Annotated in this window: 11 protein-coding genes; 9 read left to right on the forward strand and 2 right to left on the reverse strand. The window is 70.1% G+C overall.

Annotated elements, in window-relative coordinates; genetic code table 11:
- The first annotated feature begins 17 nt into the window (after positions 1 to 17).
- On the forward strand, positions 18 to 2,075 hold the full coding sequence (locus ACWGN5_RS19265; RefSeq protein ID WP_453516538.1) for an APC family permease: 2,058 nt from the start codon (positions 18 to 20) through the stop codon (positions 2,073 to 2,075).
- A gap of 49 nt (positions 2,076 to 2,124) precedes the next feature.
- On the opposite strand, the gene ACWGN5_RS19270 is transcribed toward ACWGN5_RS19265, so the two are convergent.
- Complete coding sequence (locus ACWGN5_RS19270) at positions 2,125 to 2,727, reverse strand: hypothetical protein (protein WP_369144840.1); 603 nt, start codon at positions 2,725 to 2,727, stop codon at positions 2,125 to 2,127.
- Between the two features lie 231 nt (positions 2,728 to 2,958).
- On the opposite strand from ACWGN5_RS19270, the gene hemL reads away from it, so the two are divergent.
- From hemL to ACWGN5_RS19310, 8 genes are all read left to right on the forward strand, one after another.
- Positions 2,959 to 4,305 carry a glutamate-1-semialdehyde 2,1-aminomutase gene (hemL, locus tag ACWGN5_RS19275; RefSeq protein ID WP_453516695.1) on the forward strand — a complete coding sequence of 449 codons (1,347 nt, stop codon included), beginning with the start codon at positions 2,959 to 2,961 and terminating at the stop codon, positions 4,303 to 4,305.
- The gene (locus ACWGN5_RS19280) at positions 4,302 to 4,994 is read left to right on the forward strand and encodes a histidine phosphatase family protein (protein WP_453516541.1); all 693 of its coding nucleotides are present in this window, start codon (positions 4,302 to 4,304) and stop codon (positions 4,992 to 4,994) included. Before hemL ends, ACWGN5_RS19280 begins: the two co-directional genes overlap by 4 nt.
- 195 nt (positions 4,995 to 5,189) lie before the next feature.
- Positions 5,190 to 6,479 carry a hypothetical protein gene (locus ACWGN5_RS19285; RefSeq protein WP_453516543.1) on the forward strand — a complete coding sequence of 430 codons (1,290 nt, stop codon included), beginning with the start codon at positions 5,190 to 5,192 and terminating at the stop codon, positions 6,477 to 6,479.
- A gap of 77 nt (positions 6,480 to 6,556) precedes the next feature.
- Positions 6,557 to 7,174 carry a TlpA family protein disulfide reductase gene (locus ACWGN5_RS19290; protein ID WP_453516545.1) on the forward strand — a complete coding sequence of 206 codons (618 nt, stop codon included), beginning with the start codon at positions 6,557 to 6,559 and terminating at the stop codon, positions 7,172 to 7,174.
- 4 nt (positions 7,175 to 7,178) lie between these two features.
- The gene (locus tag ACWGN5_RS19295) at positions 7,179 to 7,916 is read left to right on the forward strand and encodes a cytochrome c biogenesis CcdA family protein (RefSeq protein ID WP_225800365.1); all 738 of its coding nucleotides are present in this window, start codon (positions 7,179 to 7,181) and stop codon (positions 7,914 to 7,916) included.
- A gap of 5 nt (positions 7,917 to 7,921) precedes the next feature.
- Entirely contained in the window at positions 7,922 to 9,622 is a 1,701-nt protein-coding gene (gene resB, locus ACWGN5_RS19300; protein ID WP_453516547.1) for a cytochrome c biogenesis protein ResB, read from the forward strand.
- Positions 9,619 to 10,704, forward strand: coding sequence for a c-type cytochrome biogenesis protein CcsB (ccsB, locus tag ACWGN5_RS19305; protein WP_453516549.1), 1,086 nt, complete (start codon positions 9,619 to 9,621; stop codon positions 10,702 to 10,704). The genes resB and ccsB overlap by 4 nt, the downstream gene beginning before the upstream one ends.
- Before the next feature lie 45 nt (positions 10,705 to 10,749).
- Positions 10,750 to 11,280 (forward strand): SRPBCC domain-containing protein, encoded by a 531-nt coding sequence (locus ACWGN5_RS19310; RefSeq protein WP_453516552.1) that lies wholly within the window; start codon positions 10,750 to 10,752, stop codon positions 11,278 to 11,280.
- A 2-nt stretch (positions 11,281 to 11,282) separates the two neighbouring features.
- Here ACWGN5_RS19310 and ACWGN5_RS19315 read toward each other — a convergent pair whose 3' ends face one another.
- Positions 11,283 to 12,830 (reverse strand): ABC transporter substrate-binding protein, encoded by a 1,548-nt coding sequence (locus ACWGN5_RS19315; protein WP_453516555.1) that lies wholly within the window; start codon positions 12,828 to 12,830, stop codon positions 11,283 to 11,285.
- Between the last annotated feature and the right edge of the window lie 3 nt (positions 12,831 to 12,833).

Below are 12,833 nucleotides of genomic sequence, written 5' to 3' on the forward strand. Positions count from 1 at the left end.
TCCTAACTTCAGCACTTATGAGAGCTGGAAGTGCGGCGAAACGCCTGCTGGTAGGTCGTCCGTTGGACAGCGGGCGGCTGGGGGAGACCCTGCTGCCCAAGCGGGTCGCCCTCCCGATCTTCTGCAGCGACCCTCTCTCCTCGGTCGCCTACGCCACCGAGGAGATCCTGCTCGTCCTCGCCCTCGGCGGCCTCGCCGTGCTCCATCTGGCCTGGTACGCGGCGGTCGGCATCGTCGTCCTGCTCCTGGTCGTCGTCGCCTCCTACCGGCAGACCTGCTACGCCTACCCGGGCGGCGGCGGGGCCTATGTGGTCTCCGCCGAGAACCTGGGGCAGCGGGCCGCGCTCACCGCCGCCTCCGCGCTGCTCATCGACTACGTGATGACCGTCGCCGTCTCCGTCGTCTCCGGGGTCGCCGCCATCACCTCCGCCGTCCCCTCGCTCGACGGGCACGCCGTGGCGATGTCGGTGTTCTTCGTCGCGCTGCTCGCCTGGATGAACCTGCGCGGGGTCCGCGAGTCGGGGCGCTGGTTCGCCGTCCCCACCTACGCCTTCATCGCCGTCATCTACCTGATGTTCGTCGTGGCGGCCGTCCGCATGGCGACGGGCGCGACGATCCGCGCCGAGTCCGCGGCCCTGCCCGTGGAAGAGGTCTCCGCCTACTCGGGGATCGCGCTCGTGCTGCTCGCCCTGCGGGCCTTCGCCTCCGGCTGCACCGCGCTGACCGGCGTCGAGGCCGTCAGCAACGGCGTACCGGCGTTCGCCAAGCCGAAGAGCCGCAACGCCGCCATGACGCTGGCGATCATGGGCGCGCTCTCCGTGACCATGTTCTTCGGGATCACCGTGCTCGCCATGGTGTACGAGGTCCACGTCGCGGAGGACCCCACCGAGCTCGGACTGCCTCCCGGCACCCCGATGTCCACCGCGCTCGCGCAGATCGGCCGGGCCACCTTCGGCGACTGGCACGTCCTCTTCTACGCGCTCCAGGCCGTCACCGCGGGCGTCCTCGTCCTGGCGGCCAACACCGCCTTCAACGGCTTCCCGATGCTCGCCTCGGTCCTCGGCCGGGACCGCTACGCGCCCCGGCAGCTCTTCCACCGCGGCGACCGGCTCGTCTACTCCAACGGCATCGTCCTCCTCGCGCTCGCCGCGATCGCCCTGATCGTGGCCTTCGACGCGCAGCTGACCCGCCTCATCCAGCTGTACATCATCGGCGTCTTCGTCTCCTTCACCCTTTCCCAGGCCGGGATGGTCAAGCACTGGCGGCGAGAACTCGCCAACGGAGCCACCAGAGCCAACGGAGCCACCAGAGCCAACGGAGCCACCAGAGCCAACGGAGCCACCAGAGCCATCCGCGCCGGAGCCATCCGCGCCGGAGCGACCGGAGCCACCCCCGCCGGAGCCGCCGACCGGCACAGCATCCGGCGCCGGCTCGTGATCAACGCCTTCGGTGCCTGTCTGACGGCGGTCGTCCTCGTCATCGTCCTCATCACCAAGTTCACCCACGGCGCCTGGCTGGTCGTCATCGCCATGCCCGTCCTCTACGCCGGGATGAAGGGGGTGCGGCGGCACTACGACACCGTCGCCGCCGAGGTCGCCGTCGCCCCCGGCGACCGGCCCCGCACCCTCGCCGAGAACCACGTCCTCGTCCTGGTGGCCTCCGTCAACGCGCCGAGCCTGCGGGCGCTGTCGTACGCGAAGACGCTGCGCCCCGACTCGCTCACCGCCGTCACCGTCGCCGAGGACCCGGCGGAGGCGGAGGTGCTCCGCGCGACCTGGGAGGCGCACGGCATCGACGTACCGCTGCGGGTGCTCAGCTCCCCGTACCGCTCGATCGTCCAGCCCGTCCTGCGGCACATCCGCGACGCGCCCGAGCGCACGGCGGACTCGGTGATCTCGGTGGTCATCCCCGAGTACGTGGTCGGGCACTGGTGGGAGCAGCCGCTGCACAACCAGAGCGCGCTGCGCCTCAAGACCCGTCTGCTGTTCATGAAGAACGTCGTGGTCATCGACGTCCCCTACCGGCTCGCCTCCGCCCGCGAGCTGGCCGCCGAGCGGGCCGCGGCCCGGCCGTGACCGCTGGGGGGCGTCTTGTCGATCAGGCGACAAGACACCGCCTAGAGGCTCACGGCCAGACCAGGCAGTACGGCTGGTGTCCGGCCTCGTGGAGGCGGACCGAGAAGTCCTGCCACTCGTGGAGGAGCTGGTAGACGTCGAAGGCGTCGCGCGGGCCGCCGCGGTCCGGGACCGTCGACCAGATGAAGGCGGCCGCGCCGACCGACTCCTCGCCGATCCCGCGCAGCGGGTCGACGACGGTCATCGGCAGCTTCACCACCGCGTAGTCGGGGTGCAGCACCACCAGCTCGAGCGGCGGGACCTTGTGCAGGGGCATGCCCTGGATGCCGGTCAGGACCATGGCCGCTATCGTCTCGGGCTTGATCTTGGTGAACATGCCGCCCATGCCGAGCTCGTCCCCGCCGAGCTCCTCGGGGCGCATCGAGATCGGGACCTGGGCCGCCGTGGCGCTGTTGGGCGCGCCGAAGTACTTGTACGTCACCCCCAAGCTCCGGCCCCCGGTCGCAGGGGGCGGCTCCGCAGCGGGCTCCGGCTTCGGCCGGCCCTCCGCCGAGGTGGGTTCCTCCGCACGCCGGCGCCGGTGCCTCCCCCGCCGGGCAGACTCCGGACCCAGGTCGCCCGTCCCCTCGCCCGGTCCGCCACCGCGATGCATATCTCCACCCGACTGCTTTTTCTCGGCAACACGACCCCGCCGCGCAACCCGATCATCGTGACAGTGACCTCCCCCGCGTTCGTACGGTGAAACACCTGTCCGCAAGAACGCCGTGGCCTCTGACACCATGGATTCCGTGAGCCATCCCTATGACGCCCCAGTTTCGCAGACGCGGAGGGCGAGCGCCCCGGCGTAATACAGAGGATGCTCATCACCGTCCCTCCGTTCCCGATGTCGTGCCCGAAGTCGTTCTCGCAGGTCAGGATCACAGTGCCGTATTCATACGAAGCCCCAGTCTCACAGACGCTTTTCGACCGCGCTTCCCTCGTGACGCCCGGCGGCGTGAACTCACCGGTGCGTGCCTTCCGGGCCGTGGGCGGAACGCCCCGGTTCATGGTGTCCGGTTCCGGTCCGTACCTCACCGACGCGGACGGTCGTGAGTACGTCGACCTGGTCTGCTCGTGGGGGCCGATGATCCTCGGCCACGCGCACCCCGAGGTCACGGCCGCGGTGCAGGCCGCGGTGGCCCGCGGCACCTCCTTCGGCACGCCCGGCGAGGGCGAGGTCGCGCTCGGCGAGGAGATCGTCGCGCGGATCGAGCCGGTCGAGCAGGTGCGCCTGGTCTCCTCCGGCACCGAGGCGACCATGTCGGCGATCCGGCTGGCCCGCGGTTTCACCGGGCGCGCGAAGGTCGTGAAGTTCGCGGGCTGCTACCACGGGCACGTGGACGCGCTGCTCGCCGCGGCCGGTTCGGGTCTGGCGACTTTCGGCCTTCCGGACACGCCCGGTGTGACGGGCGCGCAGGCCGGTGACACGATCGTGCTGCCGTACAACGACCTGGACGCGGTGCGGGCCGCGTTCGCCGCGCACCCGGGCGAGATCGCCTGTGTGATCACCGAGGCCTCGCCGGGCAACATGGGCGTCGTGCCGCCGGTGGAGGGCTTCAACCAGGGCCTGGCGGACCTGTGCCGGGAGAACGGCGCGCTGTACATCTCCGACGAGGTGATGACCGGTTTCCGTACGAGCCGGGCCGGCTGGTACGGCGTCGACGGTGTGAAGCCCGACCTGATGACCTTCGGCAAGGTCATGGGCGGCGGCTTCCCTGCGGCCGCGTTCGGTGGCCGTGCGGACGTGATGGGGCACCTGGCGCCGGCCGGTCCGGTCTACCAGGCGGGCACCCTCTCCGGTAACCCGGTCGCGACCGCCGCCGGCCTCGCGCAGCTGCGGCTGCTCGACGAGGCGGCCTACGAGAAGGTGAACGCGGTCTCGAAGGAGATCCAGGGCCTGGTCACGGGCGCGCTGGCCAAGGAGGGCGTGGCGCACCGGCTGCAGACCGCGTCCAACATGTTCTCGGTGTTCTTCACCGAGGACGAGGTGCGGAACTACGACGACGCGAAGAAGCAGGAGGCGTTCCGCTTCAACGCCTTCTTCCACTCGATGCTGGCCGACGGCGTGTACCTGCCGCCGTCCGCGTTCGAGTCCTGGTTCGTGTCGACCGCGCACGACGAGCGGGCGATCGAGCGGATCGCCGCCGCGCTGCCGGCCGCGGCCCGCGCCGCCGCGGAGGCCACGGCATGAGCGAGAACACCCGTGACCAGGAGCTCACCGTCGTCCACCTGATGCGGCACGGCGAGGTCCACAACCCCGACGGTGTGCTGTACGGGCGCCGGGCCGGGTACCACCTCTCGGATCTGGGCCGGCAGATGGCGGACCGGGTCGCCGAGCACCTGTCCGGCCGGGACATCACGTACGTCGTGGCGTCCCCGCTGGAGCGGGCGCAGGAGACGGCGGAGCCGATCGCCAAGGCGCACGGTCTGGATCTGGCCAGTGACGGGCGGCTGATCGAGGCGGCGAACGTCTTCGAGGGCAAGACCTTTGGTGTCGGTGACGGGGCGCTGCGCAAGCCGGCGAACTGGAAGCACCTGACCAACCCGTTCCAGCCGTCCTGGGGCGAGCCGTACGTCGAGCAGGTCGTCCGCATGATGGGCGCGCTCGACGCGGCGAAGGACGCGGCCCGCGGGCACGAGGCGGTCTGTGTCAGCCATCAGCTGCCGATCTGGATCGTCCGGAGCTTCGTGGAGAAGCGGCGGCTCTGGCACGACCCGCGGCGCCGGCAGTGCACGCTGGCCTCGCTGACCTCGTTCACGTACCGCGGCGACAAGATCGTCTCGGTCGGGTACAGCGAGCCGGCCCGGGACCTCGTCCCGGCGCACCTGCTCGCGGGCGCGAAGCCGGTGAAGGGGAAGTCGAAGGCCTTCGGCGCGTAACCCTCACAGTTCCGCCACTGGACAGCGGCGGACCCGGGGGCCACAGTTCAGGGCGATCGGATGATGATGTTCATGTCATCCGGTCGCCCTGAAATTTTTGTGCGATTTCCCGGAACCTCCGTGTTCCTCCCGGCATCTCACTCATTGTCGGTTTGGATGACGTTTCGGTCATACGTCAGCGCGAATGGGGATGTCATGCGCGGGATCAGCGGGATCAGTCGAAGGGGGCTGCTCGGGGCGGGCGTCGGGGCCGCCGCGGCGATGGGACTCGCCGCATGCAGTACCAACGGTCAGGACAAGCCGGGACGTTCCGGACCCGGTAAGGGGGGTGACGTCTCGGCGGACCCGAGCACGCCCACCCCGACCAAGGACGACGCCCGCCTCATCGGTGACGGTTCCACGGCCGACACCGGCAAGCAGCCGCACCAGCCCGACGCCCCCGTCCCGCTCGAACCCGGCCAGACCCCGCCCCAGTTCGTGATCTTCTCCTGGGACGGCGCCGGCGAGGTCGGCAACGGCCTCTTCCCGCGCTTCCTCGAACTCGCCAAGAACAACGACGCGGCGATGACCTTCTTCCTCTCCGGGATCTACCTCCTCCCCGAGTCCAAGAAGAACCTCTACCGCCCGCCGAACAACCGCGTCGGCGCCTCCGACATCGGCTACCTCACCGACGGGCACATCAAGGAGACCCTGAAGTACGTCCGGCAGGCCTGGCTCGACGGCCACGAGATCGGCACCCACTTCAACGGGCACTTCTGCGGCGGCTCCGGCTCCGTCGGCAACTGGACCCCCGCCCAGTGGCAGAGCGAGATCGACCAGGCGACGAAGTTCGTCACCGAGTGGAAGACCAACAGCGGCTGGACCGACCTCGACCCGCTGCCCTTCGACTACTCCAAGGAGCTCGTCGGCGGCCGCACCCCCTGCCTCCTCGGCCAGGACAACCTGCTCCCCACCGCCAAGCGCCTCGGCTGGCGCTACGACGCCAGCTCGCCCGGCGGCCGCCAGATGTGGCCCGCCAAGCGCCAGGGCATCTGGGACCTGCCGCTCCAGGCCGTGCCCTTCCCCGGGCACTCCTTCGAGGTCCTCTCCATGGACTACAACATGCTCGCCAACCAGTCGAAGAACACCACCAAGGGCATGCCCTCGCGCTATCCCGGCTGGCGCAAGCAGGCGGCCGAGGCGTACCTTTCCGGCTTCACGCGCGCGTACGAGTCGAATCGCGCGCCTTTCTTCATCGGCAACCACTTCGAGCAGTGGAACGGCGGCATCTACATGGACGCCGTCGAAGAGGCGCTCAAGGGAATGGCCGGAAAGAAGGACGTACGGCTCGTCTCCTTCAAGCAGTTCGTGGACTGGCTCGACGTCCAGGACCCGAAGATCCTGGAGAAACTGCGCAGCCTGGAGGTCGGTCAGCGGCCCGCCGGCGGATGGAATGCCTTCCTCAGGCCCGATTCCCCCGCCACCTCGTCCACCCCGACCGCTTAGACGATCTTGACAAGGGGCTTTCCGGGCACGTAGGGGGGTGCCCAAGATCCCCCAAACGCCCATGCGAAACTTTTCACATGAGCCTTAGCCGTGCCCCACGACGCACCCGGCGCACCCTGGTCGCCGTCGGAATGCTGTCCGCCGCCGCCCTCACGCTCTCGGCCTGCGGCGGCGACGACAACGGCAAGTCCGGCGGCGGTGGCCAGACCAACTTCGTGACCAACACGGGGGGCATCTCCACCGTCGCCAAGGGCGAGCGCACGGCCCCGAAGGACATCGCCGGCGAAACCCTCGATGGCAAGCGGCTCGACGTCGCCGACCTCAAGGGCAAGGTCGTCGTCCTCAACGTCTGGGGCTCCTGGTGCAGCCCCTGCCGCGCCGAGGCCAAGCACTTCGCGAAGGTCGCCACGGACCTCAAGGGGCAGGACGTCGAGTTCGTCGGCCTCAACACCCGCGACCCCAACAAGCAGCCCGCGATCGCCTTCGAAGAGGACTACGGGATCCCCTACCCGAGCCTCTACGACCCGCAGGGCAAGCTCATCCTCTTCGGCTTCCCCAAGGGCACGCTGAACCCGCAGGCGATCCCCTCCACCGTCGTCCTCGACAAGGAGGGCAAGATCGCCGCCCGCTCCCTCATGGCGCTCGACGAGAAGAAGCTCCGGTCGATGATCGAGCCCCTCCTCAAGGAGAAGTGAGCCCGTGAACGAGACGGTCACCAGCGGAGCCCTGCTGCTCGCCCTGCCCCTCGCGGTGCTCGGCGGCCTCGTCTCCTTCTTCTCGCCGTGCGTGCTCCCGCTCGTCCCCGGCTACCTCTCGTACGTGACGGGGGTCACCGGCACCGACCTCGCCGAGAGCCGCCGCGGCCGGATGACCGCCGGTGCCGTCCTCTTCGTCCTCGGCTTCACCGCCGTGTTCGTCTCCGGCGGCGCGCTCTTCGGCTACTTCGGGTCGACGCTCCAGGAGTACCGCGAGACGCTCACCACGGTCCTCGGCGTGCTCATGATCCTCATGGGCGTGTTCTTCCTGGGCCTGATGCCCTGGTTCACCCAGCGGGAGTTCCGCTTCCACAAGAAGCCCGTCGCCGGACTCATCGGCGCCCCGCTGCTCGGCGCGCTCTTCGGCATCGGCTGGACCCCGTGCATCGGCCCGACCCTCGCCTCCGTCAACGCCCTCGCCCTGGAGCAGGCCAGCGCAGGACGCGGGGCGGTCCTCGCCTTCGCGTACTGCCTCGGCCTCGGCGTACCGTTCGTGCTCGCCGCCATCGCCTTCCGCAAGGCGCTCGGCGCGTTCGGCTGGGTGAAGAAGCACTATGTGTGGGTCATGCGGATCGGCGGCGGCATGATGATCGTCACCGGTGTCCTGCTCCTGACGGGCGCGTGGGACAGCATGGTGGCCACGATGCAGGGCTGGTCCAGCGGTTTCACGGTGGGGATCTGAGTTCCATGAGCAAGACCGATACGACGGAACAGCAGGAGAGCCTCGGCAGCGCCGGGGCGCAACTGTCGACCGCCCCCCAGGAGGACACCGTCGTCGGCGGCCCCACCCTCGGGGTCGTCGGCTGGATCCGCTGGTTCTGGCGGCAGCTGACCTCCATGCGGGTCGCGCTGATCCTGCTGTTCATGCTCTCCCTGGGCGCCGTCCCCGGCTCCCTCATCCCGCAGACCAGCGCGGACGAGCTGAAGGTGCAGACCTTCAAGGACGCCCACACGACGCTCACCCCGCTGTACGAGAAGCTCCAGTTCTTCGACGTCTACAGCTCGGTGTGGTTCTCCGCGATCTACATCCTGCTGTTCGTCTCCCTCATCGGCTGCATCCTGCCCCGCAGCTGGCAGTTCGTCGGACAGCTCCGCAGCCGCCCGCCGGGCGCCCCCCGGCGCCTCGACCGGCTCCCCGCGTACACCACCTGGCGCACCGAGGCCGAGCCCGAGCAGGTCCGCGAGGCCGCGCTCACCGTCCTCAAGGGCCGCCGCTTCCGCGCCCACACGGCCGAGAACGCGGTCGCGGCCGAGAAGGGCTACCTCCGCGAGGCCGGGAACCTGGCCTTCCACGTCGCCCTGATCGTGATGCTCGTCGCCTTCGCCTGGGGCCAGCTCTTCAAGTCCGAGGGCGGCAAGCTGATCGTCGAGGGCGACGGCTTCTCCAACACGCTCACCCAGTACGACGACTTCAAGTCCGGCTCCCAGTTCGGCACCGACGAGCTGGAGCCGTTCAGCTTCAAGCTGGAGTCCTTCAACGGCACGTACGAGAAGAACGGCCCCCAGCGCGGCACCCCGCGCACCTTCGAGGCGGCCGTCAGCTACTCGCAGGGCGGCGCCGACAAGAAGGCGGTCATCAAGGTCAACGAGCCGCTGAAGGTGGGCGACTCCAAGGTCTATCTGATCGCCCACGGGTACGCGCCCGTCGTCACCGTCAAGGACGGCCGCGGCAAGACCGTCTTCCACGGCGCCGTGCCGCTGCTGCCGATCGACAACAACATCACGTCGACCGGCGCGATCAAGGTCATGGACGGCTACCGCGACAAGAACGGCAAGAAGGAGCAGCTGGGCTTCCAGGCCTTCTTCGTGCCGACGTTCGCGGGCGCCGGCAAGGGCACGATGTTCTCGCAGTTCCCCGCGCTCGACTTCCCGGTCATGGCGCTCACCGGCTTCCACGGCGACCTGCGCGTGAACTCCGGCCTGCCGCAGAACGTGTACCAGCTCGACTCCTCCAAGATGAAGCAGTTCGACGTCACGGGCGGCACCGGCAAGGCCAACCGCCTGCTGCCGGGCGAGACCATGACGCTGCCCGACGGTGCCGGCTCGATCACCTTCGAGAAGGACATCAAGGAGTGGGCGAGCTTCCAGATCTCGCAGCAGCCCGGCAACGGGCTCGCCCTCACCGGCGCGATCGCCGCGATCGCGGGTCTGACAGGTTCGCTGTTCATCCAGCGGCGCCGGGTCTGGGTCCGGGCCGTGCGCGGTGAGGACGGCGTGACCGTCGTCGAGATGGCCGGGCTCGGCCGGAGCGAGTCCGCCAAGCTGCCGGAGGAGCTGGGCGACCTCGCCCTCGCCCTCACGGCACAGGCCCCGCCGACGGCCTCAGTACCGGAACCCGCGGAAGAACCCGCAGAAGACCCTGCCCCTTCTGGAGAGGCCGACAAGTGATCCTCGCCGCCACGACCAACGAGAGCCTGGCGCGGATGAGCGACCTGCTCATCTACTCCTCGATGGCCGTCTACACCCTGGCCTTCTTCGCCCACATCGCCGAGTGGGTGTTCGGCAGCCGCAGCAAGGTCGGCCGCACCGCCGCCGCCCTCACGCAGCAGGCCTCCGCCGCCCCGGCCGCCGCCGTGACCGTGCAGGTCAAGCAGGCCGGCGGCACCGCCGTCCTCGACAAGCCGAAGGTCGTCACGCGCTCCGCGGCCGGCACCCGTGACGTGCCGGACGGTCCCGGCGCGGCCGGCGGCACGGTCAAGGGCGATCTGTACGGCCGCATCGCCGTCTCGCTCACCGTCCTCGCCTTCGCGATCGAGGCGGCGGGCGTGGTCTCGCGGGCGCTCTCCGTGCAGCGGGCCCCCTGGGGCAACATGTACGAGTTCTCCACCACCTTCTCGACGGTGGCGGTCGGCGCGTACCTCGGCTTCCTCCTCGCGAAGAAGAACGTCCGCTGGATCGGCCTCCCCCTGGTCACCACCGTCCTGCTCGACCTGGGCATGGCCGTCACCTGGCTGAAGACCCCCAGCGACCAGCTGGTCCCGGCGCTCGACTCGTACTGGCTGTGGATCCACGTCTCGACCGCGATCTTCTGCGGCGCGGTCTTCTACCTCGGCGCCGTCGCGACCCTGCTGTACCTCTTCCGCGACTCGTACGAGAACAAGCTCGCGAGCGGCGGCAACCCGGGCTCCTTCGCCCGCTCCGTCCTGGAGCGGCTGCCCGCCGCGGCCTCGCTCGACAAGTTCGCCTACCGGGTCAACGCGGCCGTCTTCCCGCTCTGGACCTTCACGATCATCGCCGGCGCGATCTGGGCCGGCGACGCGTGGGGCCGCTACTGGGGCTGGGACGCCAAGGAGGTCTGGTCCTTCATCACCTGGGTCGGTTACGCGGCGTACCTGCACGCGCGCGCGACGGCCGGGTGGAAGGGGCGGAAGGCCGCGTACATCGCGCTCATCGCCTTCGGCTGCTTCCTCTTCAACTACTACGGCGTCAACATCTTCGTCAGCAGCAAGCACTCGTACGCGGGCGTCTGAGCCGCTGAGCTGGCACCGGGCCTGCCCCGGGGTGACGCTGGAGGTATGAGCGAGATCCCCCGGGGCAGGAGCGAGACCCACGACGGCGACGCGCACCTGCTGCGGTTCGTGGTGGACCTTCCGCATCCGGTACCGCTGGTCTGGGCGGCCGTCGCCTCGCCCGAGGGCCTGCCGGGCTGGCTCTGCGAGGCGGATCCGCTGGAGCCGCGGCTGGGCGGGAAGGTCACCCTCCGCTGGCTCAACAGTGACACGGAGGTCTCCGGGCAGGTGACCGCCTGGGACCCCGATGTCGTGGCCGAGTACACGGTCGGCCCTCCGCACGGGCGGATCCGGTTCCATCTGGAACCGGGGTCCGACGGCGGGGGGTCGACCGTGCTGCGTTTCACGAACGAGTTCCGCGGGTCGACGGAGTACCGGCTGGACTGCCTCGCCGGGTGGCACGACCACCTGGAGCGGCTCGTCGCGGCGCTGGACGGTCACCCCACGGACTGGCGTGACTGGTCGCCCGAGCACTGGCAGCACCTCCGGGAGCTGTACGCCCGGGACGAAGAGCCCTGGCCCAAGTGGGAGCCGTAGGCTCACCCCCGCTTCGGCGGTAGGCAGGTGTCCGTCGGGGGGTTCCCCTCCGGCCAGGCCATCTGGACGAAGCGCTGGGTGCCGGACTGGGTCAGTTCCACGATCGGGACCGCCTTGTTGTACGGGTTCCCGTAGTTGTCCAGGCAGATCCAGCCGCTCGCGCCCTCCACCCGCAGCGAGCCCTTGACCTGCGGCCACTGCGTGCCGACGTCCTCCTTCGACGGGTACGCCGCGCCCTCCGGGGTGGCCTGGCGGATCGCGTGGACCGCCGTCGCCATCGCGTCGTACGCGATGATCGCCTGGCCGTCCGCGAGCGCCACCGGCCGGTCCTTCGGGGCGGCCTTGGCGATGTCCTGCACGAAGTCGGCGTACGCCTGCTCGGAGCCGCCCGTCCGGGGGACCGCCCGCCCGGGCGCCGGCTTCCAGGCGTCGGGGTGGGCGAGCGCCGCGTACCGCACGGTCAGCCTGCCCTGGAGGGCCTTCCGGTCGAGCTTCTCGTCCGCGCCCAGGTACGAGCCCTCGTCGCCGGTCAGGACGGTGAAGGCGCGGTCGACGCAGCCGCGGTCGCCGAGCGCGTTGATGAACTGGCGCAGCTGGGTGTGGCGGCCCGCGAAGAAGACGGTCTCGGCGCGGGTGTCGCAGATCAGATGGGTGATGTTGGTGAAGGTGTTGGCCGTCGTGCCCTCCTGGGTGGGGTCGGCGGCGGAGGTGAACTCCTGCGGCTCCAGGGGCGCGTTCTTGAGGGACGCGGCGAAGGCGGCCTTGAGGGTGTCGACGTAGTGGTCGCCGCTGCGGGTGTCCTGGACGAGGAGCGCCTTCGCGGCGTCGACGCGGCCGAAGTGGGCGAGGGCCTTGGCCTCGTCGCCGTTGGTGGGGGAGACGCGGGCGAGGCCGGGGTAGGGCTTGCGGCCGGGGCCGTTGGCGATGTCGTCGGCGGTGATGGTGGTGCCGACGACGGCCACCTTGGCCCGGGTGAGGGCGGTGACGGCCTCGCGCATCTCGGTGGAGGAGGTGGCGATGCCGGAGACGGCCCGCAGTCGTTCGGGGCCGTCGGCCATGGCGACGAGCTGGTCGACGGTGGTGCGCCAGTGGGCGTTGCCCTGGCCGGTGTTGGCGAGGACGAGGCGGATGGTGGGCCGCCGGCCGTTGGACTCCTGGTTGGCCCGGCGCTGGTAGGCGTACGCGCCCTGGACCTCGTGCAGGACCTTGATCCGCATGCCGGCGTCGGTGGAGGTCAGGGGGAGGAGGACGGCGACGGTGACGTACTCGCCGTCCTTCAGGGTGTCGTTCTCGGCGCGGATGGTCCCGGCGATGTCCTTGAGGTCGGCGAAGCCGAAGTCGTGGCCGGTGCCGTTGACGCCGACGCATTCCTCGCTGTCGACGGGGCGGGCCACCCCCTCGGCGCAGGAACGGTTTTCCGGCTGGGTGAGCCGGGCGAAGCCGTAACCGCCGAGGCCGAGGACGACGGCGGCGGTGACGAGGGAGGCGACGAGCTTCTGGCGGGGGGTGCGGACGCGCCGGCGCAGTCGGCGGGTGAAGGGGTCGGGCATGGC

Source organism: Streptomyces sp. NPDC055815 (genome assembly GCF_053616475.1).